Source organism: Gloeocapsopsis sp. IPPAS B-1203, from assembly GCF_002749975.1.
Classification (GTDB): domain Bacteria; phylum Cyanobacteriota; class Cyanobacteriia; order Cyanobacteriales; family Chroococcidiopsidaceae; genus Gloeocapsopsis.
In genome coordinates this window covers 153066-178934 of record NZ_PEIG01000002.1, presented here as the reverse complement: position 1 = coordinate 178934, position 25869 = coordinate 153066, and the positions used below count along the sequence as shown (strand labels likewise).

The 25869-nt window shown below is 40.3% G+C and carries 21 protein-coding genes; 19 read left to right on the top strand and 2 right to left on the bottom strand.

The window, feature by feature from the left end:
- Nucleotides 1-24 precede the first annotated feature (24 nt).
- Nucleotides 25-189 carry a hypothetical protein gene (locus CSQ79_RS27385; protein WP_289500504.1) on the top strand — a complete coding sequence of 55 codons (165 nt, stop codon included), beginning with the start codon at nt 25-27 and terminating at the stop codon, nt 187-189.
- 24 nt (nt 190-213) lie between these two features.
- Here the strand turns inward: CSQ79_RS27385 and CSQ79_RS04140 are convergent, their stop codons facing one another.
- Nucleotides 214-1269, bottom strand: coding sequence for a class I SAM-dependent methyltransferase (locus CSQ79_RS04140; RefSeq protein ID WP_099699937.1), 1056 nt, complete (start codon nt 1267-1269; stop codon nt 214-216).
- Nucleotides 1270-1473: 204 nt separating this feature from the next.
- Complete coding sequence (gene glnA / locus CSQ79_RS04135) at nt 1474-2895, bottom strand: type I glutamate--ammonia ligase (protein WP_099699936.1); 1422 nt, start codon at nt 2893-2895, stop codon at nt 1474-1476.
- A gap of 430 nt (nt 2896-3325) precedes the next feature.
- Here glnA and apcB point away from each other — a divergent pair, with 430 nt between their 5' ends.
- The 18 genes from apcB to CSQ79_RS04045 all read left to right on the top strand — a co-directional run bounded on the left by apcB (nt 3326) and on the right by CSQ79_RS04045 (nt 25729).
- Entirely contained in the window at nt 3326-3835 is a 510-nt protein-coding gene (apcB, locus tag CSQ79_RS04130; RefSeq protein WP_099699935.1) for an allophycocyanin subunit beta, read from the top strand.
- 404 nt (nt 3836-4239) lie between these two features.
- Nucleotides 4240-5496, top strand: a complete 1257-nt coding sequence (locus CSQ79_RS04125; RefSeq protein WP_099699934.1) for a GTP cyclohydrolase II — start codon at nt 4240-4242, stop codon at nt 5494-5496.
- A gap of 26 nt (nt 5497-5522) precedes the next feature.
- Nucleotides 5523-6749 carry a URC4/urg3 family protein gene (locus CSQ79_RS04120; RefSeq protein WP_099699933.1) on the top strand — a complete coding sequence of 409 codons (1227 nt, stop codon included), beginning with the start codon at nt 5523-5525 and terminating at the stop codon, nt 6747-6749.
- 62 nt (nt 6750-6811) lie between these two features.
- Nucleotides 6812-7447 carry a uracil phosphoribosyltransferase gene (gene upp, locus CSQ79_RS04115; RefSeq protein ID WP_099699932.1) on the top strand — a complete coding sequence of 212 codons (636 nt, stop codon included), beginning with the start codon at nt 6812-6814 and terminating at the stop codon, nt 7445-7447.
- A 36-nt stretch (nt 7448-7483) separates the two neighbouring features.
- Nucleotides 7484-7972, top strand: a complete 489-nt coding sequence (locus tag CSQ79_RS04110) for an ureidoglycolate lyase (RefSeq protein WP_099699931.1) — start codon at nt 7484-7486, stop codon at nt 7970-7972.
- Nucleotides 7973-8252: 280 nt separating this feature from the next.
- Nucleotides 8253-9542 carry a cytosine permease gene (gene codB / locus CSQ79_RS04105; RefSeq protein WP_099699930.1) on the top strand — a complete coding sequence of 430 codons (1290 nt, stop codon included), beginning with the start codon at nt 8253-8255 and terminating at the stop codon, nt 9540-9542.
- 193 nt (nt 9543-9735) lie between these two features.
- On the top strand, nt 9736-11937 hold the full coding sequence (locus CSQ79_RS04100) for a GumC family protein (RefSeq protein ID WP_099700284.1): 2202 nt from the start codon (nt 9736-9738) through the stop codon (nt 11935-11937).
- A gap of 150 nt (nt 11938-12087) precedes the next feature.
- Nucleotides 12088-12921 carry a glycosyltransferase family 2 protein gene (locus tag CSQ79_RS04095; RefSeq protein ID WP_099699929.1) on the top strand — a complete coding sequence of 278 codons (834 nt, stop codon included), beginning with the start codon at nt 12088-12090 and terminating at the stop codon, nt 12919-12921.
- A 25-nt stretch (nt 12922-12946) separates the two neighbouring features.
- The gene (locus tag CSQ79_RS04090) at nt 12947-13891 is read left to right on the top strand and encodes a glycosyltransferase family 2 protein (RefSeq protein WP_099699928.1); all 945 of its coding nucleotides are present in this window, start codon (nt 12947-12949) and stop codon (nt 13889-13891) included.
- Complete coding sequence (locus CSQ79_RS04085) at nt 13888-14796, top strand: glycosyltransferase family 2 protein (RefSeq protein ID WP_099699927.1); 909 nt, start codon at nt 13888-13890, stop codon at nt 14794-14796. Before CSQ79_RS04090 ends, CSQ79_RS04085 begins: the two co-directional genes overlap by 4 nt.
- A gap of 158 nt (nt 14797-14954) precedes the next feature.
- Nucleotides 14955-15866 (top strand): sulfotransferase domain-containing protein, encoded by a 912-nt coding sequence (locus tag CSQ79_RS04080; protein ID WP_099699926.1) that lies wholly within the window; start codon nt 14955-14957, stop codon nt 15864-15866.
- A 124-nt stretch (nt 15867-15990) separates the two neighbouring features.
- Nucleotides 15991-16881, top strand: coding sequence for a sulfotransferase family protein (locus CSQ79_RS04075; RefSeq protein WP_099699925.1), 891 nt, complete (start codon nt 15991-15993; stop codon nt 16879-16881).
- A 181-nt stretch (nt 16882-17062) separates the two neighbouring features.
- Nucleotides 17063-18250 carry a glycosyltransferase gene (locus CSQ79_RS04070; RefSeq protein ID WP_099699924.1) on the top strand — a complete coding sequence of 396 codons (1188 nt, stop codon included), beginning with the start codon at nt 17063-17065 and terminating at the stop codon, nt 18248-18250.
- A gap of 155 nt (nt 18251-18405) precedes the next feature.
- Entirely contained in the window at nt 18406-19689 is a 1284-nt protein-coding gene (locus CSQ79_RS04065) for an O-antigen ligase family protein (protein ID WP_099699923.1), read from the top strand.
- An 88-nt stretch (nt 19690-19777) separates the two neighbouring features.
- Nucleotides 19778-20824 (top strand): glycosyltransferase family 2 protein, encoded by a 1047-nt coding sequence (locus CSQ79_RS04060; RefSeq protein WP_099699922.1) that lies wholly within the window; start codon nt 19778-19780, stop codon nt 20822-20824.
- A 44-nt stretch (nt 20825-20868) separates the two neighbouring features.
- Nucleotides 20869-22023 carry an endo-1,4-beta-xylanase gene (locus tag CSQ79_RS04055; protein ID WP_099699921.1) on the top strand — a complete coding sequence of 385 codons (1155 nt, stop codon included), beginning with the start codon at nt 20869-20871 and terminating at the stop codon, nt 22021-22023.
- A gap of 89 nt (nt 22024-22112) precedes the next feature.
- Nucleotides 22113-23018, top strand: coding sequence for a sulfotransferase family protein (locus CSQ79_RS04050; RefSeq protein WP_289500493.1), 906 nt, complete (start codon nt 22113-22115; stop codon nt 23016-23018).
- A 989-nt stretch (nt 23019-24007) separates the two neighbouring features.
- Nucleotides 24008-25729: a right-handed parallel beta-helix repeat-containing protein gene (locus CSQ79_RS04045; protein WP_099699919.1), complete on the top strand. Its 1722-nt coding sequence runs from the start codon at nt 24008-24010 to the stop codon at nt 25727-25729.
- Nucleotides 25730-25869: the final 140 nt, after the last annotated feature.

Sequence of the window (25869 nt, the reverse complement as noted above, 5' to 3'; positions counted from 1 at the left end):
AGAAATTTAGATTTGCACTATTAATTGAGTATCTCTAGACCCAATGTATCGTCTGAGGTGCGCTACTGGGTAAATAAGTCAATTAATTTTTGCCAAATAATGAAAGCGATCGCGCTCAGCAAACACTTTTACTTACTAGCGATCGCCTATATTTTGATTCAAGGGTTAATCGGGCTAGTTCTTTGTTAAAACGTTCTAACCTCTAGCCCCTCTTCAAGCTGGCTTATGGGCAACAAACACTTTACTCATGAAATGAGTTTGAGTTGTAACATTCTCAAAGCCCGCTTTTGTTAGACGCTCAACCAAGTCGTCAGTCATATAATGTTTATAAAAAGGTTCGTGGAAAGTTTCATGAAAGCTTTCCATGACAGGAACCATATCAGGAGAATCACTCACCTGAATCGAATCACAAATAATGAATACCCCACCTGGCTGAGTCACGCGGAAGCATTGATCGATGACTTTTTGACGCACTGGACCTGGTAGTTCGTGGAACAGAAACACGCAAGTTGTCGCATGAAAGTAATTATCTAAATAAGGTAATTCTTCCGCATTAGCTTGCAGCAACTGCGGCAATTCGCCAGGATTTTGCGATAGGAGTTGATTTGCCTTACGTAGGTAAGCTGGTGATAAGTCAGTTCCAAATAAAGATGCTTCAGGCAAAGCCGCACGAATCAATTTTAAGGTACGCCCTGTTCCACAGGCGACATCAAGAATGCGTACTTGGTGTGGTGGTACATTCGCAAATGCTGGCAACCCCTGCTTGAGTGGCGCGAGAATCCGTCGTCGCATCGGATCGGCAGTACCACCAAATAGAATCTCTACCTGTAAGTCATATAGCTTGGCAGATGAATCGCTCAAATAGCCACCTGTTTGGTGATGGAAGTTACGGACATAGTAGTTGGGATAACCTTCTACATTGATATCAGGCGAAAAATCTTGATACTGCTTTTGTTTTGCCCGTTCCCAAATTTGGGGTAAATCAAGCCAAACAGCTGGGTAGTAAAGGAAAAACTCATCCCAAGGGTTATCAAATAGTAAGCTTTTGGGATAGATACCTGCTTCAGCATCTTGCCAATCAGCTTCAAGTAACTGATTTAATCTTTGTTGAATTTTCAATAAAACATCAGGAGAGATTGGTCTAGCCTGGCTTTCGGTTGGAGAAACCATGTTCATCAACCGAGTGCTTAATATTTTGTGCGCTAAACCAAAGTAGTTTTTGCCCTGCTGAAAAGTCTGATAAGTCAGCTTGGTTAAAGTATCAGGCATGAGAGTGGCGTAAATTATCTTAATGACGGCGGTCTACTGTAAATAATTGTAACGAATTTACTCATCGTCTCATATCCCTTTAGATATGTATGTTCGCCATAACTTAGAGATATCTTTTCTCGCCCAATGTCAAACCTGACGACTTCATGAGCAATAAAAAAGCCACCTGCATGAGGTGGCAAAATGTTATTTCAGCAACAGAGACTAGACATCATAGTAGAGGGCAAACTCGTAGGGGTGAGGACGCAGCCGCATTGGGTTGATTTCTTTATCAATCTTGTAGGTAATCCAGTTGTTGATAAAGTCTTCTGTAAAGACTCCAGTAGCCGTGAGGAAGCTGTGATCGTCTTCGAGTGCTTGTAAAGCCTCAAGCAAAGAACCTGGGGTTGAGGGGACTTTTGCCAACTCTTCAGGGCTAAGTTCGTAGATATCTACATCTAAAGGATCGCCAGGATCAATTTCGTTCTTGATACCGTCAATACCCGCGCATAACATCGCCGCAAACGCAAGATAAGGGTTTGCGGTAGGATCAGGACAACGGAACTCTAAACGCTTCGCCTTGGGGCTAGAAGCAATGGGAATTCGTACCGAAGCTGAACGGTTTCCTTGGGAGTATGCCAAGTTTACAGGTGCTTCAAAACCAGGAACTAAACGCTTATAAGAATTTGTGCTGGGATTGGTAAAAGCTAACAACGCAGGAGCGTGTTTTAGGATACCACCGATGTAGTGCAGTGCCATCTGGCTTAAACCGGCATAGCGATCGCCTGCAAATAAGGGTTGACCTTCTTTCCAAATTGATTGGTGAGTATGCATCCCCGAACCGTTATCGTTAAAGATTGGCTTGGGCATGAAGGTGACGGTCTTACCGTATTTCTTCGCAACGTTTTTGATGACATATTTGTAAACCATCAAATCGTCAGCAGCTTTGATTAGCGGTGCAAACTTCATCCCTAACTCGCACTGACCGCCGGTAGCAACTTCGTGGTGATGTTTTTCAATCACGACACCGCATTTTGCCATTGTCAGCAGCATTTCACTGCGCATATCTTGCAACGAGTCGGTGGGTGAGACGGGGAAGTAACCTTCTTTGTAGCGAGGTTTATAACCTAAGTTACCGCCTGCTTCTTCTCGACCCGAATTCCAACGACCCTCGGCGGAATCTACATAGTAGTAGCTCTTGTTTTCAGTTTGGTCAAAGCGGACATCATCGAAAATAAAGAATTCTGCTTCTGGACCAAAAAATGCTGTATCGCCAAGATTTGCCGCTTGAAGGAAATCTAATGCTTTTTGGGCGATCGCGCGCGGACAGCGATCGTAAAGTTCTCCGGTTCGCGGCTCTAAAATTGTACAAATCAATGACAGTGTCTTGTCTGCCATAAAGGGGTCGATCCAGGCGGTATCAGGATCTGGTCGCATTGCCATGTCTGATTCATGAATTGACTTCCAGCCACGAATACTGGAGCCATCAAACGCTACCCCTTCAGTAAAGCTTTCTTCTTCGATCAGCGATTCATGCACCGTGAGATGTTGCCAAGTACCTAAGGGATCGACAAATTTTAAATCGATCAGTTCAATGTTTTCGTCTTGAATCATCTTCAAGACATCTTGCGGGGTTTTTTCAGACATGGTAACTCCTTAACTTTTTTATCCTGCTGCCGCTATTAGGTTCAGACTAAAACTGTGCCACTTTTGGATCATCCTAAGGATAGAGTAAGGGCGGTTTTGTAGTTTATTATACAAAAAATCGTTTTTACTGATTCTATTAGGATTCTTTGCGAAAGATTGTGAGATTGACTCCCTTTGCTTAACAATACGACTTGTGGAGTTGAAAATCACCAACTAAGACAATCAAAAGATGCAGCATAAAATAACATCATTTATAAAATCTCAGATTTACAATCTCAAATCGGTAGTCAAATTGGCATAGAATCCATAAGTAGCGAGTAAATTGCCTGATCGCTATTTCTATACTTTAGGCACCATAGTCATAAATACTAGGTACAAAAAATCAACTCAAGAATATCAAACCACAAATAGGAATTCGGAGATCAATTTCATGCGGGACGCGGTAACAACTTTAATTGGAACTTATGATGTAGCAGGTCGGTACTTTGACCGAGATGCAATAGAACGGCTAAAATCCTATTTTGAAACAGGTACAGCAAGAGTCCAAGCCGCAGCGGCAATTAATGGCAATGCAGCTGCAATCGTCAAACGTTCTGGTTCTCAGTTGTTTGACGAACTACCAGAACTGATTCGCCCTGGGGGTAATGCTTATACAACACGGCGATATGCCGCTTGCTTGCGCGATATGGACTATTACCTACGCTATGCTACCTATGCATTAGTTGCAGGCAGTATGGATGTTTTAGACGAAAGAGTGTTACAAGGTTTGCGCGAAACTTACAATTCTTTAGGAGTACCAATCGGTCCAACGATTCAAGGTATTCAAATCATGAAGAATATTGTTAAAGAGCAAGTCGCAGCCGCAGGCGTTAATGACACAAATTTTGTAGATGAGCCGTTTGACTATATGACGGGCGAGTTAGGCGAACAAGATATTTAAAGCAGGGGTCAGGAATGTAGAGATTTTGAACCTCGTAAGTGGTTTTAAACCCCTCCTAAATACAAATTGAGCGATCGCGGCTTGAGTGCATCAAGTTAAAATGCGATCGCTTTTGCATATAGCAATCTCAGAATCTTTAGTCACTATCAATCATCATCTTTCACTCTGCCCTGCTGATTTACAGTGTCGCAACTTTAAACCAAAACAGGATGAATACCTGCTTGGCAACTCCTTGACAAAAGTTCTATCATGATGAACTTAAACCAATGTCAGTTTGACACAGAAGAACTGAGCGGTTCTCAGCCGCAGCTATACAGATAAAACCTAAAAAAGTGATTAGCAGTTAGCTAAACGCTAATTGCTGAGTGCCAATAGCTTTAATTTAAAACACTATCTTCATAACTATGCCAAACAAAAAGCACGTTCCTCGGCATATTGTGCTCACATCACATCCCAGTAATTTTGGACCTAAACCGATTCCAATTTCTTGGGGAAGCGCAGATCCCACTAATCGCGGTCCAATTATCGCGACATTGACAAATCCAGCATATCGCAACGTTATTGGTACTCATTCAGGTAGTTATGCAGTTTACCGTGCTTTGGCAGTTGCTAGAGGAGTCCTGCAATCTGACTATCGTGCAGATCTGACAAACACATCTCCTGTAGAGCAAATTGGACCGTATCCAAGTTGGGCAGATCGAGAAAAAATTGTCTCACTCGATCCGTTCGGAGCAATGGTAGGAGAAGTCTTTATGTCCTACTACGAGCAAGGTTATGATATCCGACCCACGATCGCAATCACTAAAGCTCATATTAATATGCCGGAGTTACAAGACGCAGTAACAGCCGGACGATTGCGCGTTGATGGTGAAGTTCTTAAACTACGTGGCGATCTAGTTGTCACGAAAGCTGCAATTGATCCTGTGTGGTACTTACCAGGAATTGCCAAACGCTTTGGCATAACTGAAGCCGATTTACGTCGTGCCTTATTTGAGCAAACTGGTGGTATGTTTCCAGAGTTAGTCACGCGGTCTGATTTAGAAGTATTTTTACCACCTATTGGCGGTATTACCGTATACATTGTGGGAGATGTGGCAGCGATCGCAGATCCTAATAAACCTCTAGCCGTGAGAGTTCATGATGAGTGTAACGGTTCTGATGTTTTTGGTTCTGATATTTGTACGTGTCGTCCCTATTTAGTTCATGGTATCGAAGTATGCGTGCAAACTGCCCAAGAGGGAGGTGCTGGTGTCATCATCTATTGCCGCAAAGAAGGACGCGCTTTAGGAGAAGTGACAAAGTTTCTAGTTTATAACGCTCGTAAACGTCAATTAGGAGGCGATCGCGCTGATGCTTATTTTGCCCGTACTGAATGCGTTGCTGGCGTACAAGACATGCGCTTTCAAGAACTGATGCCTGATGTCTTGCACTGGTTAGGGATTACGCGCATTGATCGCATGGTATCAATGAGTAATTTAAAATACGATGCAGTTACCCAGTCTGGAATTGAAATCGTTGAGCGTGTCCCGATTCCAGAGGAGTTGATTCCTCAAGATGCACGGGTAGAAATTGAAGCGAAAAAAGCAGCGGGATACTATACCGACGGAGAAGTCGCCGATACAACAACTTTAGCTGAAATTAAAGGGCGGGGATTAGATTAATCTTGCGATTGTAGTAGGAGTGGAGGATGCAGGGGGAGAAAAAACAAGAAATTGCGTATTTACGTTCAGCTAAAGCAATTCGCGATCGCTGTGGCATTTTGTTCGATTTAGGGTGTGAGAATCGTCTAGAGCATTTTCGGTGCGATTTGACGCAGCTAGAACGAGTGGCAGATTATGTCATTCAGGTGATTCGTGAAGATTATCCAGATTTACAAATTCCTTTCCATAGCCGTTGGCGTCATTTTCAAATCGGGACTCGTTTAGCACAACTAGAGCAACAATTATCAAAATTAACACCCATTGCCAAAGCACAGGCAAAATTTGATTTAGTTGTTGTCAGTGTCTTACTTGATGCTGGTGCAGGAGCAGTCTGGCAGTATCATGAACCTGGTACTGATTTCACGTTCAGCCGCTCAGAAGGGCTAGCTGTTGCCAGTCTTCAAATGTTTTGTCAAGGGATTTTTTCAAGTCATACAGACAAGTTACAAGCAAATGCGTTGGGCTTGCAAAAACTGACAGAAAACGCTCTTGCTGATGGTTTTCAGATCAGCGATCAAAACCCCTTAGTAGGTTTACCTGGTAGATTGCAATTGTTGCGTCGATTAGGACAAACAATGGTCGATTGTCCGCAACTGTTTGGCGATGACAACCCTCGTCCTGGAGGATTAGTCAACTACTTGTTAGCACAAGCGACTCATGGGAAAATAGCGGCTGAGGCAGTTTTTAGCACAGTGTTAAAAGGATTAGGCGAGATTTGGACAGGTATACAAATTGCTGGCATAAATCTCGGTGATGTCTGGCATCACTCAGCGATCGCTAATACTCAAAATTTGAGTTCAGGATTAGTACCTTTTCACAAACTTTCGCAGTGGCTAACTTATTCTTTACTAGAACCCCTGCAAGAACTAGGCTTAGAAATTACTGGACTAGATGCTTTAACTGGATTGCCAGAGTACCGCAATGGTGGTTTATGTCTCGATCTCGGACTGTTGCAGCCTAAACATTCAGACGTATTACAACACCGACATTCAGTAGATTCAGAAATCATTGTTGAGTGGCGAGCTTTAACGGTGATTTCATTGGATTATATTGCTGATACCATCCGTTCAAAGTTGGGGATGAATGCTGAGGAATTACCGCTGGTTAAAGTTCTCCAAGGTGGAACGTGGAGTGCAGGACGTAAAATGGCTGCACAGTTAAGAAGCAATGGTACTCCGCCGATTCAAATTGACAGCGATGGCACTGTATTTTAGGGGCTGGCAATTGACAATTAGACAGATGATCCCATTTATTCAAAACCTGATCTGAGCGCCTTATGCAAGCTGAAGTAACTGTCATTAGTCATCCCTTAATTCAACACAAGCTAACGCTAATGCGTAAAGCAGAAACGAGTACAGCCAAATTTCGCACCCTCTTAAAAGAAATTAGCTTGTTGTTAGCTTATGAAGTGACACGAGACTTCCCACTCAAAACTGAAACGATTAAAACGCCTTTAGCGACAATGGAAGCGCCAGTACTCGCACCAGATAAAAAGCTGGTAATTGTCTCAATTTTAAGAGCGGGGCAGGGAATTTTAGATGGAATGTTAGAGTTAATGCCTTCGGCTAGAGTAGGACATATTGGTTTGTACCGTGACCCCAAAACACTGATCGCAGTTGAATACTATTTCAAAGTACCCCACGATGTCGATAAGCGCGATATGTTAGTTGTCGATCCGATGCTAGCAACAGGACACTCTGCTGCTGCTGCAGTGACGCGCTTGAAGTCAACGAATCCTGCTTCTTTGAAGTTTGTTTGCTTGCTTGCTGCACCCGAAGGAATTGAGTACCTTCACGAACAACACCCTGATGTCCCAATATATACGGCTGCGATTGACGAAAAATTAGATGATCGTGGATATATTGTGCCAGGATTAGGTGATGCAGGCGATCGCCTGTTTGGCACTCACTGAGTCATGACGATCGCGATTAACAAAGGAGTTTAACTTATGGCTCCAGCTATGCTCAACCGATTAACCGCGCAATTGATTACACCAAAAAACTTTCAGTCTTATGGTCAAGTTATTTCTGCGAGGAGCGATGGTAAAGCTTATGACTCCACTGATGCGCAGTTAGTATTGCACAATGGCATTCCTCGTTTCTACATTATGCGTTTGCAGCAACGCGGGCGTAAATTTCGGACAATTACCCGCCACCTCAAATGTACTCAATGTTTGGGTTCACTTGCAGGAAAAGAATGGTTACTAGCAGTTGCACCTCCCTGTGATACTGCACAGCCAGATCTTGATAAAGTTGCCGCTTTTCGAGTTCCAGGCGATCGCTTTATTAAGTTAGAAATTGGTACTTGGCACGCTGGACCTTACTTTGACCATGATTTCGTCGATTTCTATAATCTAGAACTCAGCGATACCAATATTAACGACCACGATACCTATAATTTCTTACAGCAAGAGAATCTGGAATGGGAAATTGTTTAAAAGGAGTGTGGGAGTGAGGGGCGAGGGGCGAGTCAAAGAGTGGGTAGCCGTTAGTTGTAAAAATTTCTCCCCCAGCTCGCCTGTATAAGCAGCTTTCCGTCTCCACAAGTTAGTTTACATCTATTCAAGGGGATGAGGGAGTAAAAAGATTGAAAGAATTGCTTTTCTCCTCTATGTTTTTCTTTTCCCCTCGCTCCTCGCTCCTTCTTGGTCAACTAGAATACGGTTCTTAGATGCCACTCAGAGTCAAGATATCTGCAACAATAATTTGTGGTTTTTCATGAGTAGCACATCGGAACAACTAGCTGCGCGATCGCAAGTTAATGAGGATTATCCTCTTAGTGCTGTCCCATTAGACGCTCGTAAATCGATCTGGTCATTGGCTCCTTTGCTAATTGGATTTACGTTATATTCTGGGACTTTATTCGCCGGAGGTAGAGTTGGTCCAGCATTTCGCTTTCCCGAACTAGTCAGTTTGATTGTGGCAGGTAATCTACTGTTAGGTCTTTATGCAGGATTACTCAGCTACATCGCCGCGCGTAGTGGCTTAAGTACGGTGCTGATGGCACGCTTTAGTTTCGGTAGCGTTGGCTCGCGTTGGGTAGATTTTCTGTTGGGCTTTACCCAAATTGGTTGGTATGCTTGGGGTTCAGCATTAATGGCAGACTTGCTCAATCAATTAGCTGGAGTTCCCAGCTCTTTTAATTGGTTGATTGTCCTTTTCTTTACATATTTTTTCTGCTCGACTGCTTATATTGGTTATCAGGCGATGGATTGGCTGAGTCGGATTGCTGTTCCTGCAATGCTGATTTTAATGTTTTGGAGTTTGGCGATCGCCACAAGAGATGTTGGTGGATTAACTGGTTTACAAGCAATTGTCCCCACAGAGCAACTCGGAATTGGCGAAGCGATTACGATTATTGTCGGTACTTTTGTTTCTGGTGGAACTCAAGCGACAAATTGGAGTCGTTTTGCTAAGAATGGGCGTACAGCGTTTTGGAGTACTTTGGCTGCTTTTTTCCTTGCCAATGGCTTGCTGATTTTTAGTGGTGCTTTTTGTGCCTTAGTCTATGGCAACGAAGATATTGTACAAGTCATGGCTCAGCAAGGATTGCTGTTTTGGGGATTAATCCTGTTGTTCTTGAATATGTGGACAACACAAGACAACACTATCTACGCTTTTTCAGTAGCAGGCGCGCATATGTTTCGCACCAACAAGCGTACTGCCTTTGTTTTAGGTGGTGCTACTGTTGCTTTAGTCTTGGCTTGGGGTGGAATTTATAATTTACTAGTTCCTTACTTGATTTTGCTTGGCACATTTATTCCTCCCATCGGAGGTGTTGTCATGGCAGATTATTGGTTGTTACGCAGAGGACAATTTCCGCCGTTGTTAGATCAAAGCCAACCACCATTTAACTGGGCAGGAATTATTGCCTATATTATCGCTTCAGCGATCGCCTGGACTGCACCAGGGATTAAGCCAATTAACGGTATTATCGCTGCTGTCATCCTTTACTTTATTTTGAGTAAATTTGTCTTAGGTACAAGAAAAACAAACGCAATGAATTAACTATAATGATCTTTTAATGTTTCCCCATTCTCAATTCAACAAGCTGGTATAATTATCTACACAGATCTACGGGGAAAATTTACTAGTAGTAGTGTATAGCTGATCACAGTACAACGTGGACATTTTTAAAAAGCTACGATAGGCTGATTGGCAAAACACACCTGTCCGCCCTTTATATATGGATGAGTCGGTTATGGAATCTAACGAAACTATCGACATAGACCTGAAAAGAGTTTGGTTGATTTTAAAACGGCGCTGGTTACCTGCGGCAGGTGTATTTGGCGTTGTTGTAGCTGCAGCAGCCGCACTTGCTTCAATGCAACGACCTGTATACGAAGCGCAAGGCAAGCTCTTATTCAAAAGAGCGGATAGAACGACAGCAATCTCTGGTTTAAAAGATATTAACGTTGGCGAGCTAGAAGCAATAGCAACAAAAGCCAATCCTCTGAATACAGAAATAGAGATTATTCGTTCTGTACCTTTTGTAGAAAAAACGATCTCGGCACTTAATCTGAGAAACAGTGGTGGTTCATTAATGAAGCCACAGACACTGGCAACTAGAATTAACGCCAAAAATGTTCCTTTGACAGATGTGTTGCAGATATCATATCAAAGCGAAGATCCAGAAGAAGCGGCTGCAGTTGTTAACAAAGTGATGAATTTGTACATAGAAAACAATATCATCACAAACAGAGCCGAAGCATCGGCGGCAGGAGAATTTATTGCTAAGCAATTGCCGCAGATGGAAGCAACAGTGCGCCAAGCCGAACTAGCACTACGTCAATTCAAAGAACAAAATCAAGTTGTTGCTTTAGATGAAGAGGCAAAAACAGCAGTAGCAGCAGTCAAGCAACTAGAAAATCAAATTACGGAAACTCAGGCTCAACTCGCAGACACAACAACAAGAAGCGCAACCCTTCAACAACAAGTGGGCATGAATCCCCAAGAAGGAATTACGCTCACATCACTGAATCAATCGCCAGGAATACAAAAAGTTCTCACCGAATATCAACAAGTAGAAGCCGAATTAGCTGTACAGCAAACTCGCTTTGTTGGAGAGCATCCCACAATTTTAGGCTTACAGGAACGGAGAGATGCCTTAAGAGCTTTACTAGAAGAGCGCGTACAAGGCGCAATTGGCAATGCAGCAGCAACGGAAGTTTCACCTAGCAATTTACAAATGGGTGAAATTAGGCAGGAATTGACACAAAATTATGTTAATTCAGAGATTCAGCGCTTAGGTTTAACAAGTCGTCTCAGTTCACTTAATAACACCTATAGTGCCTACCGGCAAAGAATCAATGTTCTGCCTCGACTAGAACAAACGCAAAGAGAATTAGAGCGACGTTTAGAAGCTGCCCAATCTACCTACGAAACTTTGTTGCGGAGATTACAAGAGGTTAGGGTAGCTGAAAACCAAAATATGGGTAATGCCCGAATCATTGAATTTGCAACTGTGCCAGAAAACTCATCAGTGCGCAAAAGAGCGATGATTTTAGCGTTAGGCAACGTGTTAGCGCTCATATTAGCAATTCTGACAATATGCATTTTAGAATTAAGCGATCGCTCTGTTAAAACCTTACGCGAAGCTCGTGAAAGACTCGACTATACGCTATTAGGGACAATTCCTTACTTTGGCAAACGTTATGCCAACCGGCGCAATCAAGAATGGTCAATTCCTGAGTTACCGGTGATTAATCTACCGCGATCGCCAATCAGCGAAGCGTACAGAATGCTGCAAGCCAACCTAAAATTTCTCAGTTCAGATAAGCCACTGAAGGTGATTGTTGTCACAAGTGCTGTTCCTAAGGAAGGTAAATCAACTGTATCTGCTAATTTAGCTGCTGCTATGGCACAGCTTGGTCGTAAGGTATTACTGATTGATGCAGATATGCGTCATCCGCTACAACACCATATTTGGGAGTTGACAAACGCTGCAGGCTTAAGTGATGTGATTGTCTCGCAAGCTGAGTTTGAGTCAGTCGTTACAGAAGTGATCCCCAAACTTGACGTGCTCAGTGCAGGAGTCATTCCTCCCAATCCTATGGCACTTCTCGACTCAAAACGGATGGCTTCATTGGTGCAATACTTCACAAATAACTATGACTTTGTCATCATTGATGCACCACCCTTAGTCTTAGCAGCCGACGCTGTGACGCTCGGTAAAATGACAGACGGTGTCTTATTAGTAGCACGCCCTGGTGTTTTAGACTCTTCAAGTGCAGCCGCTGCTAAAGAATCATTAGAGCGATCAGGACAAAATGTCCTCGGCTTAGTTGTCAATGGTGTTATTCCCGAAAACGAGTCAGACAGCTACTTCTACTATGCGAAGGAGTACGCCAACGAAAAGAACTTCCCTGTAGAAGAGAATGCACCAATAACAACTCGAAGATAAATCTAGTGTTGCAGCCAAGCCATAGCACTTGTTGTGCGTGGCTTTATTATTTTTTAACTATTGATGCCTGGTTGTGGTATAAGTGTTGTGCAGCATCAGTAATATCACATACAAACACGAATCTCTAAAAGAAAGCGACAAAACATACCCATGATCAGCGTCATTACGCCAGTGTACAATGGCGAAAAATACATCAAAGATTGTATTAAAGTTGTTGTTGACCAGAAATGCTCAAATATAGAGCATATTATTGTTGACGGTGGGTCAACTGATGCGACGGTAGACATTATCAAAAAGTCTGCTCAATCTTATCCACATATTCGTTGGATATCAGAAAAAGATCGAGGACAATCAGATGCAATGAATAAAGGAATTGCCATGACAAAAGGCAATATTATTGCAATCCTCAATGTTGATGATTTCTATGAGCCTAATGTGTTAAATCGCATATCAGCAATCTTTGACAAGTTACCGGAACCGAGTCTACTTGTTGGTAACTGCAATATTCTCGATGATGATAACAATCTAAAACGAATCAATAGACCAAAAAGACTGAAAATTACTGATCTTTTAGTTGGCTACAACATTAACCCATTTCCTTTTAATCCATCGGCTTATTTTTACCACAAATCACTTCATGAAAAAGTAGGACTTTATGAAGTTGATGAACACTATGCTATGGATGTCGATTTTCTTCTAAAAGCTGTACAAGTAGCAAACGTGAAATATGTCGATGAGATTTGGGGCAATTATCGTCAAATCTCAGGCACAAAAACAGTTAATGATATCAATAGCGGTCAAAATGCTATCCGCTTGCGGCAATTAATGCAGAAATATTTGCGAAAACTTCCTGTATATAAGCAAGGGTTAGTCGCCGTCAAACGCGAGTATTATAAAGCTGAAAAACGACTCGAATATTTTTCAAAAAAACCCAATGAAATTTTACCGCGAATTGGGAAAAGATTAGGAATACGAACATCTTAAATTCCTTACTTGGATAGCTAGACTCATGAATGCTGACAGCCAGCTTCCGCTAGTAAGTATAATTATCAACAACTATAACTATAGTTGTTACTTAAAAGAAGCTATCGATAGTGCCCTTAACCAAACGTATTCTCGCACTGAAGTTATTGTTGTTGATGATGGCTCAACTGATGACTCACCACAAGTCATTGCCCAATATGGTAGTCAAATTATTTCTATCATAAAGAAAAACGGCGGACAAGCTTCTGCATTTAATGCTGGGTTTGCAGCATCACAAGGAGATATCATTTTCTTCTTAGATTCAGATGATATTTTCTATGCAAACAAGGTTCAGGAAATCTGTAATATACTGTTGAGTAAAATGGTAGAGAATTCCTATGTAATGCTCTACCACTTGCTAGAATGTATCGATAAAAACGGAGTACCTTTAGGTCAGAAATTACCCAAGTCTCCTTACAATTTGCCAGCGAATTTATACAACTACACTTGTCAATATCGATTTTTTCCTTACGCAGCTTCGCCTACAAGTGGGATCGCCATGAGTCGAGCACTCGCTGAACAAATATTTCCAATTCCGGAACAAGGCGTACTTACTTCTGCTGACGAATTTATTGTTCGACCAGCTCTATTGATAGGAGAAGTTTATGGAGTTGATCAAGTGTTAGCGAAATATCGACTTCATAATGCAAACAATTGGTATGGAAAATCAAAAGTAAAGAACAAAGAATTCATTTTTAAAATAGAGTCTTTTTTGAACTCAAAATTAAAAGAACACAATAAAAAACCAGTAGTTTCTTATTTTGATTCAATGGATGCTAGAAACTATTATTTGCTAAATGGTTCTAGTAAAGACTTATTTATGCTATTACTAAAAATTCCAACTTGGGGAATTAACAAAAAAACAGTCAAATTTGGTTTGAAAACAGCTTTATTAGCCATTAACTTAAGCTTCAAGCAAGCAAGAACATGAGCGAAGCAAATTTGAATCCTTTGGTTAGTGTAATTATCAATAATTACAACTATGGTCGCTTTTTACCTGAAGCCATAGAAAGTGTTTTAAGTCAAACTTACACCAACATTGAAATTATTGTAGTGGATGATGGCTCAATCGATAACTCTCGTGAAGTCATTGCAAGTTATCAAGATAAAATCATTCCTGTTCTTAAAGAAAATGGCGGACAAGCATCTGCATTCAATGCCGGATTTAAGGCAAGCAGCGGCGATATTATTTGTATGCTTGACTCTGACGACGTATTTATTCCAGAAAAAGTTACAGAGATAGTCAAAATATTTAATCAACACTCAGATATTGGCTGGTGTTTTCATCGGTTACGATTTGTAGAGGCAAAAACGGGTGAGTACATCAAGCTAAGTCGTGAAAGCGGCACGCGCGTGTGTGACTTTAGAGCAAAACTGAAAAATGATGGAAAGCTACCATTTTACAGCCCAGCTACCTCTGGTTTGTGTTTTGAGCGATCGCTTCTCCAGCAAATCTTACCCATGCCTGAAATCATCAGAATCACAAGCGATAACTATTTAAAAATTGCAGCTGCAGCTTTAAGTAAAGGCTACTTTCTAGATAACCAACTAGCCTATTTAAGATTACACGGCAGTAATAATTACACTGAAAAACCTGACAAACAACATCTAGTAGCAAGAGTAGCCATCTTAACCGCATATAACTTACGTGAAAAATGGCCATTTTTAGCAAAATACACAAACAAGCTATTTTCTCGTGGTATTGGTATTGCTCGAAAAACTGGCAAAATTACACCTGAAGATACACTTGCTATCAAAACTTATTTATCTAGTATTTCACCTTGGGAGAAAATGGAAATTAGTGCTAGATCTGTTTACTTTTACTTAAAATCGTGACTCTTGTATCGGTCTTTAAAAGAATACTTATTCAATCATGGTAATGAAAATCGTAAAAAATCTGCTATGTACATAGTTTTAAGAATATATAAAAAAGTCTATATATTAAATTGTCTCGACTATATTTTACGGGTTTTGAACAAGGAAGTTTACTAGCTATGAAAATGCCCAATTTTCTAATTATCGGTGCAGCTAAAGCAGGTACAACTGCACTATATAACTATATTAATCAGCATCCACAAGTTTTCATGAGTTCTGAAAAAGAACCACATTTTTTTGCTTTTGAAGGAGAAAAGGTAAACTTTGCTGGAACAGCAGGTGAGAATGAATGGTTAAATCGCACTGCAATTACTAATCTTGAGGCTTATCAACAACAATTTCGTGAATCAAAAGAAACAGCGATTGGTGAAGCATCTGCGTTGTATTTGTATATTCCCAAAGCAGCCGCACGAATTCGGCATTACATACCAGAAGTAAAGCTCATTGCTATTTTACGTAATCCAGTTGAGAGAGCATACTCTGCGTTTGTTTTTCAGAAGCGAGATGGACTTGAGCCTGACTTAGACTTTTCTCAAGCTCTTGCAGAAGAAGAGTGGCGCAGACAAAATAACTGGGTGCCGATTTACTATTATCAGCATATGGGATTTTACTATCATCAAGTTAAGCGCTATTTTGACTTATTTCCTCAAGAGCAAATCAAAGTTTATCTTTATGATGATTTTACTTCAAATCCTTTGAGTATCTTGCAAGATTCTTTTCAATTTCTTGGCATAGATGATACATTCAATCCTAATACAACTGCTAGACATAACGTTTCAGGAATCCCTAAGAATAAAGCATTGCATGAGTTTTTAAGAGCAGAAAGTCATCCTGTTAAGACACTTCTTAAACCACTCATTCCTACAAGCTTACGTCGCAACGTTATGCTGAATCTACATAATAATAATTTAGAAAAAGCGCCGCCTCTTGCACAAGACATTCGTAAACAACTTATTGAAGTGTATAAAGAAGACATTTTGAAGTTACAAGATCTTATCCAAAAAGACTTATCTAAATGGTTGCAAGAATAAAAAACTGAGACAAATTAACCGAATCTATTTTTAGATCTAATAAGTTTCTGCAACTTTTCTCATTTGCTAGCGAATAGTATTAATCAACAAAGCAATTTCTGTAACAAAGGAGACAACTAACAATATGACAATGCCAAATTTTCTAGTTGTCGGAGCAGCTAAAGCAGGTACAACGGCACTCTACTACTACCTCAAGCAGCATCCTCAGATCTATATGAGTCCTGAAAAAGAGCCAAAATTTTTTGCGCTTGAAGGAGATAAACTAGACTTTCGCGGACCAGGCGATCGCGAGAATATCTGTAAAAGTGCAATTACAGACATCGAAACATATCGTCAGTTATTTCAAGGAGTTACAAACGAAATTGCTATTGGTGAAGCCTCTCCGCTGTATCTTTATAGTCCCAAAGCTGCTGAGCGTATTAAAAAGTATATCCCTGATGCTAAGCTGATCGCGATTTTAAGAAACCCAATAGAGCGGGCTTACTCAGGATATATCATGCATGTAAGAGAGGGACGAGAAACAGCAAAAGACTTTGCTGAGGCTCTACAACAAGAAGAAACCCGAATTCGCAACAACTGGGGATGGGGACATTATGTCAACGTAGGATTTTATCACACTCAACTGAAGCGCTATTTAGAGCTTTTTGATCGAGAGCAAATAAGAGTGTATCTTTACGAAGATTTAAAAACAGATCCGATAAAATTGGTACAAGACATTTTTAAGTTTCTTGGTGTAGACGACACGTTTGTGCCTGATACATCGTTGAAATACAACGTGGCTGGTGTGCCTAAAAACGATGCTATAAAAACTCTCATTAAAAATTTTAGTTCTATCAAACCAGCAATGAATCTTTTGGTTCCAGACAAATTACGTCATTATCTGAGAAGCAAAATCTACGAAAAGCCACCAACCCTCTCAAAGGAGATACATCAGAATCTCATTGAGGTTTATCGAGAAGATATTCTAAGTCTTCAAAAGTTTCTGCAGCGCGATCTCTCGAAATGGTTAGAATAATGAAAGTTTCAGTTTGATGCGGCTCTTCCATAATGCATAGTTGAAGCATAAATAATTCTGACAAGACTAATTATTAACCGCAAATAGTTCTGTTTCAGCTTTTAATATCGGGTAGTAAATAGATTATCAGTAGTTCGACAGTAATTCAGTACAGAAGTCTTACGTGGGGATAAATTAACGAATGCTTAACCAAAAGCCAAATGTGCTGATTTACCGAGATTGGTTGTTACCACCTTCAGAGACTTTTGTTCTGGCACAAGCAGAAGCTTTAGAGCGTTTTACTCCTTATTACATAGGCTCACGCTTAATTAAAGAAGGTTTACGCACCCCCCCAGAAAGAACTTTGCTTTTAAATGAATACACCCCAATAGGTTGGGCGCGCGAAGCAAGTTTCAAGGTGTTTGGCTTTGCACCTGCACTAGTTGCGCCTGCGAAAAAACTAAAGCCACTACTGATTCACGCCCATTTTGGTATAGGTGGCAGCTTAGCTTTGCCACTCAAACGTTACTTACAGATCCCAATGATTGTAACTTACCACGGGTATGAGGAAATGATTGCGGACGACATCGCTCAAAAATCATATTTTAGTTATCGTCAATATCTGCAGCGAAGAGAAATCTTGAAGCAGGAGGTTAGTCTCTTTTTAACTGTATCGCAGCAATCGAAAGAACATCTCTTGCAACAAGGATTTCCGCCAGATAAAATTCTTGTTCACTACACTGGTATCAATACTGAAGTATTTCAATCAGAGTCTGTTAAACGCGAACCTGTGGTTTTATTTGTAGCTCGTTTAGTAGAAAAAAAAGGTTGTGAATACTTAATTCGCGCTATGAGTAAAGTTCAGGCGATGCAACCTGAGATGGAATTAATCATCATTGGCGATGGAGAACTGCGTTCTTCTTTAGAAGAACTCGCTAAAACTAGCTTGCATAAGTATCGTTTTCTTGGCGTGCAACCACCAGATGTTGTAAAAGATTGGATGAACAAAGCTAAAATATTTTGCGTTCCCAGTATTACTGCCGTATCGGGCGAAGCTGAGGGATTTGGTATGGTATTTGCTGAAGCCCAAGCAATGGGACTTCCTGTAGTTAGCTTTGCAAGTGGAGCTATTCCCGAAGCAGTAGCGCATGGTGAAGTTGGGTTTCTTGCCGCAGAACGTAATTGGGAAGAACTCGCTGATTATATTTTGTTGCTTATGAAAGACGAGCAGTTATGGCATCGTTTCAGTACATTTGGACCACAGCGTGTATGTAGTTTATTTGATGTGAAAAAGCAAGCACGTTTACTAGAAAAGATTTATGAACAGGTTATAGGCGATCGCCACAATTTACATCAGGTTGCTGCTAGCACAGGCTCTCTTTCTAGTTAATTCAAACTTGGTCATTGTTAAAAATGAGGAAAGTTGTCAATCAGCGATTCTTTAAGTTAAGGAGGATTAATCACTAGTACGAACAACTTTACCCAAACAGCAATTAGTTTGCAAAAATCTAGGGTACTTAGTAGTTTTTATGGTTTAATTCTCCAATGAAAAACTTTTTAAAACTAGCAGAAAATAGTTTTACAGTTATTGCCTTAATTTTATTTACAGGAGGTGTACTAGGGGTTTTATTAAGACCTGATGGTGCATCTGCTGAGGGAAGTGCTTTATTTCAAATTATCTGGTTTGTTGTTTATGCGATTACTGCAGGGTTGCTGTTAATTCGCTTGAAAGGTTTCACAAAGATTCCTACTAACCTTAATTTAGATATAGCTTTACTTCTTTCAATAGTAGCAATAGGAATTGCTTTATTCTCATACTATTGGTCAGTAGTACCATCCGTAACCCTCCGCCGCAGTTTTGCCCTACTAGGAACAAGTATTTTTGGCGTTTATTTTTCTGTAAGATACCAACCAAAAGAGCAACTAAGACTTCTTGGTTGGGCATTTGGTCTGATGGTAGTACTCAGTTTTGTTTTTGCTATAGCTATACCAAGGTATGGTATTGATGTTTTTCCTCATGCAGGTGCGTGGCGCGGGGTTTTTGCCCAAAAGAATAATTTAGGTCGAGCTATGACATTAAGTACATTAGTATTTTTGCTCCTAGCATTAGACAAAACTAAGTATCGATGGATTGCATGGAGTGGCTTTATTCTCTCATTTGCACTTCTAGTTCTTTCAACATCCAAGACCTCGCTACTCGTTTGCATTACGACTCTAGCACTTCTCCCTTTATACGCAGCTTTGCGATGGCGCTCAACGGTCTTTTTACCAATATTTATTATTTCAATTTTAACTGCTAGTGCTGCATCTATCTTAGTTGTAAGTGAAGCAGACACTCTACTGTCTTTAATTGGAAAAGACGCTACCTTTACGGGAAGAACACCTCTATGGGAAGCTGTTTGGGTGATGATATTACAGCGTCCCTGGTTAGGTTATGGCTACAATGCTTTCTGGCTTGGGTGGCAAAGTTATTCTAGTTTTGTATGGGAGTTTGTAAGATGGACGCCTCCTCATGGTCACAATGGAATTTTAGATTTGTGGCTTGATTTGGGTTTTTTAGGAGTTGCCGTATTTACAATGAGCTTGCTATTCGCTTTTCTTAAAGCTATTCGTAATATTCGACAAAATAAAAGACCAGAATTTTTATTTCCTATTATGTATCTAACTGTTTTGTTACTATTTAATGTAACTTACAGTACCATTCTCTCTCGCAACGATATATATTGGGTACTTTATATAGCAGTATTATTGTGGAAACCATTACAACAACCTGTAAAAGAATTAGTAGATAAGTCGTACAAGCAGACATATCCATTGAAAGGGTATTAAATTTTATGTAAAAATTAGCAAGATCAGCAATCCAACACTCATTTTTCTGTAGAAGAAACTCATTAATGAGCGATAAGCATTGATAAATATGAAAAAAGTCTCTGTAATTGTTCCAGTTTATGCTGCTGAAAAATATATTGCAGATGCTGTGCAATCAGTTTTAGCACAATCGTATAAAAATTTTGAAATTATTCTTGTTGATGATGGAACTCCTGATGCAAGTATCGAAGTTTGTCAGCAATTTATAGACTCTCGAATAAAAATTATTCACCAGAACAATCGAGGTGCGTCAGCAGCTAGAAATAACGGAATTCGTCACGCACAAGGAGAATACATTGCTTTTTTGGACGCGGATGACACCTGGGTACCAGAAAAATTAGAAAAGCATATCAATCATTTAGAAAAGTCACCAAATGTAGGTGTTAGCTTTAGTTATTGTGCTTTTGTTGATGAAATTGGTAAACCATTAGGCATTTACAATGCGACAGAGTACAAAGTTATTACCCCAGGAGCAATTTTGTGTCGCAATCCAATAGTAAGTCCTTCGTGTTTGGTGACTCGGCGAGAAGTATTAGAAGAAATTAAATTTCAACAAGAATACAATGGTATTGTTGAAGACTGTTACTTTGACGAGAACCTGCGTCAGTCAGAAGATGCTGAATGTTGGTTCCGCATTTGTGTGAGAACTAACTGGAAATTGGAAGTCGTTCCTGAACTTTTAGCTACATATAGATTACATTCAATAGGAAATTCAGCTAATCTGCTCAAAACACTGGAGTCTTGGGATCAGTTCATAGCACAAGCTCAGTTATATGCTCCAGCAGTTGTAGCTGAGTGGGAAAAGCCAGCTATGGCTTATACTCTGAGGTATTTAGCGCGTAAAGCAGTCACAATGAGTGACGGTTCAATGGCAATAAATCTCAGCCATAGAGCCTTAATGACTCACTGGCGTATATTAATAGAAGAGCCTAGGCGTACTCTTGTCACCCTGACAGCAGCTTATGCACTATGGTTTTTGCCTCAACCGTTTTACACTCAACTACAATTAATCGGTTTGAAGGTAATAGGCGCTAGTCAAAAACGTCGTATCCAAAATCAAGCTAAAAACCAAGCATCTGAGACTATTGTAGTCTAGATAGTCCGCGCAATTGAGTCGTTTCATCATCTATAATTCCAGCTATGATTAAAAGACGCACGCTTATTGTATCCAGCTTAGGTGCAGCAGGTGCAGGTGTTGCGATCGCAAATCATTATCTGAATCGGCATCAAGTACCCGAACAACCCCAAGAAAGAGGAATCGCAAGATTTGCTGTCACTGGAGATACTCCTTTACGAGAACGCGCAGCAGATAAAGGACTCATTTATGGAGCAGCTGCTCAACATCAAGTACTGACAACAAATGTAGCGTTTGCGCAACGCTTCGCTCAAGAGTGCGCTATGTTGGTTCCTGCGAATGAATTAAAATGGCAGGCACTACGCCCTACTCCTGAGCGGTTTGATTTTAGCCGCAGTGATTGGATGGCAAACTTTGCGCAGAAACATAACATGTTGTTGCGAGGACACACTTTAGTTTGGCATCGGGCTTTACCCAAATGGTTTGAAGAAACTGTCGATCGAACAAATGCTGCAAAAGTATTAACTGAACACATAAATACTGTAGTCCAGCATTATGCTGGAAATATCCACTCTTGGGATGTCGTTAACGAAGCAATCGTTCCTAACAAGACAAAAGATGGATTGCGGCAAACTCCTTGGCTGAGGTTATTGGGAGTAGATTATATCGAAATGGCATTTCGTACAGCCGCTGCTGCAGATCCGCAAGCATTACTTGTCTATAACGACAACAACTTAGAATATGACAATGCCAAAACAGCAGTGAAAAGAACTCAAGTTCTCAAGCTCTTAGAACGGTTGAAATCAAGAGGAGTTCCTGTACATGCATTAGGAATTCAATCGCATATAGGTGCAAGTCCTCAAGGGTTTAATGCCAAAAAATTAAGAGATTTTCTTAAAGAGGTTGCTAGTCTCGATCTGAAGATTTTGATTACGGAAATGGATGTATTAGAAAAAAATCTTCTCGAAGCAAATAACCGCGATGCTATTATTGCTGGAGTTTACCAAGATTACTTATCACTTGTGCTAGATGAACCTGCGGTTAATACTGTCATCACCTGGGGACTAAGCGATCGCTACACTTGGCTGACCAACTTTGCCCCTCGTCAGGATGGTGCTCCGATACGTCCACTACCGCTAGATGCCCAACTTGAACGTAAGTTAGCATGGAATGCGATCGCATCAGCTTTTGATCAAGCTCCACCACGTCAAGTTAAATAAACTCATTTAGAACTCAGTATAACTCAGTAGTTTTGCTTGTAACCGATTTACCACTCGGTATGAACTAAGCTTCCAACAACACAATAAGGATGCCGAAACATATGTCAATGCCTAATTTCCTGATCATAGGAGCGCAGAAAGCTGGAACTTCTTCTCTCTACTATTACTTAAAACAGCATCCGCAAATTTACATGAGTCCTATCAAGGAGCCACATTTTTTTACATATGAAGGTGCAAACCCAGACGAATCCTTCTCTGAAGCTGATCGCAACGAATCGTTTGCTGTCATCAATAACATTAAAGACTACCAAAAACTTTTTCAAGGAGCACCAGAATCATCATTAATCGGAGAAGCATCTCCCTCATACATTTATGCTCCCCAAGCTGCTGAGCGAATAAAACATTACCTACCTCATGCCAAGCTCATCGCTATTTTACGTCATCCAGCTGAAAGAGCCTATTCCAACTTCTTGCATGCTATCAGGCACAATCATGAGCCACTGAAAGATTTTAAACACGCACTTCAAGAAGAAGAAACGCGAATTCGTGAAAATTCAGTCTTTCTTTGGCACTATAAATCCAAAGGATTCTACTACAAGCAGTTAAGCCGCTATCTTGACTTATTCGACCGTTCTCAAATTAAAGTTTGTTTGTATGAAGATCTAAACACTAACCCTGCAGGAGTCATTAAAGACTTATTTGAATTTTTGGAAGTCGATTCCAGCTTTGAACCTGATGTATCTCGTAAATATAATGTATCTGTTGTTCCCAAAAACCAATTTTTTAGCGATTTGCTCGATAATCTCAAGCCAATCAAACCTGCGATGAAAACACTCCTACCCGATGGAGTACGACATTATGTTAGAAGTAAAGTTTTTGATACACCACCGCCGATTTCACCTGAGATGCGTAAACAGTTAGTAGAAGAATATCGCGAAGACATTCTACAAATGCAAGAACTACTAGGACGGGATCTCTCAGGATGGCTTAAGTAGAAACACGACAAGTATTCATTTGTCAGTAATACTCTGCACAGCGAAGAAAATAAAAGAGAGTTAATAACTCTCTTTTACCTACAACAGCCTATTCGACAGTACGCGACTACTTACAATCCAAGCCCAACTTAAATTACGAAGATTTACTTAAGCAAACAGATGTCTCCAAAATGGTGTTTCTACAGGTAACTGCTTGGAGATAACACTGACGTCATTACAATCTGTAATTACTTATAAAAGTAAATAAACTCTCATTTATTTCGAGATTATAATAAAATCTTTATTTATTGTTAAATATCTTCACTATTTCTCCTACAAGAAGTATAGGAATAACTGAATAATTACTACTAAATCACGAACAGTATTAGTAGGTCAACGAGAATAAATTACCAATAAACTTATTCCCTGCAAGTGTTTTAACTGCGCTTGTTAAAAAGGTAAAGACATACTGTTTCTTAAGCGCATCTCAGATACATTGTGCAGTTTGACGGTGTTTTAAGCAGGTTAACTAAATTAAACGTTAGCTGTGGGGAGGTTTTTACCTCCTTATACTTGATGACTTACGTATCTTTATCAGCCAAGTATAGCAATAAATATACGAGCTAATACCGTTCGTGAAAATATCATTCAGTAGAATACTGACAAGTAAAATAAGGGCAAAATTTGCTAACAGCCGCAGATATACCGAAAAAAAAGTTAGTTTTTTAAATCATAAAAGTCGTATTTACACTAATGATGATCTTGGGTTGAAGTGAATAGGATATAGCTACAGATGAGGTTCTTCAATTAGTCTTCACTCTGCTCAATCAACTATTAATTAGTTTTTAGAAAGTTTTTACAAAGTTTTCCAAAATACTTATTTCATTCTTTGAATTTTAGTTTTAATGCAAACAAGATTCAACGAAAAGTTGTGCAGACATGAATTTGAAAAGGATCTTATCAACAGACCTATTTTTTTCGTAGTAAAAATAATTACTTATATTTGAAAAATGACTAAATTTAATTGGCAACAAATTAAGACTCTTTTATTTACCAAAGGTTTATTAACAGTATTATTATTGTCTCCAGGAGCAGCTTCAGCAACTAGCAACAACTCTGTTCCTGAAATAAAAAATACTAATTACGCAATTCCTAGTGATGCTTATTTTGTATCTCCAGATGGACAAGACACAAACACTGGTAGAACTGTCAACTCTCCGTGGTCAGTTGCAAAAGCAATAGCAGCAGCCCCTAGTGATGCAACAATTATCTTTCGGGGTGGTGTGTATCGGGATGTCCAAGTTAACATTCGTAAAAATCTGACTTTACAAGCTTACCCACACGAGAAACCTTGGATTAAGGGTAGTGTTGTTGTTAACGATTGGGTAAAAGACGGTAATATTTGGCGTAAAGATGGCTGGGAACATTCATTTCCTTTTAAAGGACAACCTGAATCTCTTGACAAGAATTACCCCTTAGCCGGTCATCGAGATATGGTGTTCATTAATAATGTCACGCAGAAGCAAGTAGGTAGCAAATCTCAAGTTGTCCCAGGAACTTTTTATGTGGATGCAGCTAATAAGAAACTTTACATTGGCAGTAATCCAGCAGGTAAAACTGTGGAATCGACAGCTAAAGAGTTTGCTTTTACGACTTCCAACTCTGCAGAAAATACAGTAATTCGTGGTTTGGGGATTACACACTACGCTGATAACGCTATTAATATCAGAAGACCAAACGTGACATTAGAAAACAACACACTTATATGGAATGGACTGAATGGAGTTTTACTAACTGATACAGATGCAGTATTGCGAGGCAATATCCTTAGCTACAACGGACGTCAAGGAGTAGCGGGTGTTTATGCTCACCGGATGTTGTTAGAGAATAATGTTCTGAGTCACAACAATGTCGAAAACTTCTCAAAACAATGGGGTGCAGCAGGCATCAAAACTATTTGGACTGATGGCTTGGTATGGCGTGACAATCTTGTTGAACACAATAATGCGATAGGCTTGTGGATTGACGAGTCTACAACAAACTCCACCGTCGTCAATAATGTCGTCCGGAAAAATGCCAGCATCGGCATTATGTATGAAATTGCACACAAAGCAATTATTGCTTCAAATGTAGTCTATGAGAATGCTCCTGCTGGAATTATGATACTTAATGCGTCGAGTGCCCGTATCTACAACAATACTCTTGTACGCAACCATGCTAACCTCTTAATCAAAGAAACACCGCGCAATAATACAAAAACACAAGAGATTGCAGACGGTATTACTTGGATTACGCGCAACACGGTTGTCAAAAATAACATCTTATGGAACTCTAATGGGCCTACCTTCTTTGCTCCTAGCTGCGAATTAAGAGAGCAATCAAGACAAATGATCCCTGTCACTGATTACAATGCTTACTACCGTCCAGCAGTAAATGAACCACAAAACTTTGTGGTTTGGGGGTTAAGTGGTAGTCAATGCTTTAATACGTTTCGCACCCTTGCTAGCTTTGTCTCAGCTACAGGGCTAGAGTCTAATGGATTAGAAGTCACCAATAGTAACGATCCATTCTTTGTCAATGCAGAAGCTAATGATTTTCGCTTGAAATCAGGTAGCCCTGCAATCAAACGTGGGGAAGCATTACCCGCCGATATCGCTCATGCCATGGGAGTTCCTGCTGGTAAAGTAGTTGATTTAGGTGCACTGCAGTCTCAGGTATCGATTGCACATTAACCAAACTAGTAGTCTGGCTACTTCACACCTCAGCTGTAGTAAATAATGACGTCCACCTACTTACTACCTCTGTAAAAGAGTAGCAATGTGTAATACTCCAACATACTGTTAGAGTCGCAGGTGAAAGATCGCCTGCGATT

What these genes read in the sequence shown, in the direction of transcription:
- CSQ79_RS04080 (WP_099699926.1), top strand. Translation starts at nt 14,955, where the DNA reads ATGAAAATGCCCAATTTTCTAATTATCGGTGCAGCTAAAGCAGGTACA.
- CSQ79_RS04120 (WP_099699933.1), top strand. Translation starts at nt 5,523, where the DNA reads ATGCAGGGGGAGAAAAAACAAGAAATTGCGTATTTACGTTCAGCTAAA.
- codB (WP_099699930.1), top strand. Translation starts at nt 8,253, where the DNA reads ATGAGTAGCACATCGGAACAACTAGCTGCGCGATCGCAAGTTAATGAG.
- CSQ79_RS04045 (WP_099699919.1), top strand. Translation starts at nt 24,008, where the DNA reads ATGACTAAATTTAATTGGCAACAAATTAAGACTCTTTTATTTACCAAA.
- CSQ79_RS04055 (WP_099699921.1), top strand. Translation starts at nt 20,869, where the DNA reads ATGATTAAAAGACGCACGCTTATTGTATCCAGCTTAGGTGCAGCAGGT.
- CSQ79_RS04075 (WP_099699925.1), top strand. Translation starts at nt 15,991, where the DNA reads ATGACAATGCCAAATTTTCTAGTTGTCGGAGCAGCTAAAGCAGGTACA.
- CSQ79_RS04060 (WP_099699922.1), top strand. Translation starts at nt 19,778, where the DNA reads ATGAAAAAAGTCTCTGTAATTGTTCCAGTTTATGCTGCTGAAAAATAT.
- glnA (WP_099699936.1), bottom strand. Translation starts at nt 2,895, where the DNA reads ATGTCTGAAAAAACCCCGCAAGATGTCTTGAAGATGATTCAAGACGAA.
- apcB (WP_099699935.1), top strand. Translation starts at nt 3,326, where the DNA reads ATGCGGGACGCGGTAACAACTTTAATTGGAACTTATGATGTAGCAGGT.
- CSQ79_RS04095 (WP_099699929.1), top strand. Translation starts at nt 12,088, where the DNA reads ATGATCAGCGTCATTACGCCAGTGTACAATGGCGAAAAATACATCAAA.
- CSQ79_RS04140 (WP_099699937.1), bottom strand. Translation starts at nt 1,269, where the DNA reads ATGCCTGATACTTTAACCAAGCTGACTTATCAGACTTTTCAGCAGGGC.
- CSQ79_RS04125 (WP_099699934.1), top strand. Translation starts at nt 4,240, where the DNA reads ATGCCAAACAAAAAGCACGTTCCTCGGCATATTGTGCTCACATCACAT.
- CSQ79_RS04085 (WP_099699927.1), top strand. Translation starts at nt 13,888, where the DNA reads ATGAGCGAAGCAAATTTGAATCCTTTGGTTAGTGTAATTATCAATAAT.
- CSQ79_RS04070 (WP_099699924.1), top strand. Translation starts at nt 17,063, where the DNA reads ATGCTTAACCAAAAGCCAAATGTGCTGATTTACCGAGATTGGTTGTTA.
- upp (WP_099699932.1), top strand. Translation starts at nt 6,812, where the DNA reads ATGCAAGCTGAAGTAACTGTCATTAGTCATCCCTTAATTCAACACAAG.
- CSQ79_RS04090 (WP_099699928.1), top strand. Translation starts at nt 12,947, where the DNA reads ATGAATGCTGACAGCCAGCTTCCGCTAGTAAGTATAATTATCAACAAC.
- CSQ79_RS04110 (WP_099699931.1), top strand. Translation starts at nt 7,484, where the DNA reads ATGGCTCCAGCTATGCTCAACCGATTAACCGCGCAATTGATTACACCA.
- CSQ79_RS04050 (WP_289500493.1), top strand. Translation starts at nt 22,113, where the DNA reads ATGCCGAAACATATGTCAATGCCTAATTTCCTGATCATAGGAGCGCAG.
- CSQ79_RS04065 (WP_099699923.1), top strand. Translation starts at nt 18,406, where the DNA reads ATGAAAAACTTTTTAAAACTAGCAGAAAATAGTTTTACAGTTATTGCC.
- CSQ79_RS04100 (WP_099700284.1), top strand. Translation starts at nt 9,736, where the DNA reads ATGGAATCTAACGAAACTATCGACATAGACCTGAAAAGAGTTTGGTTG.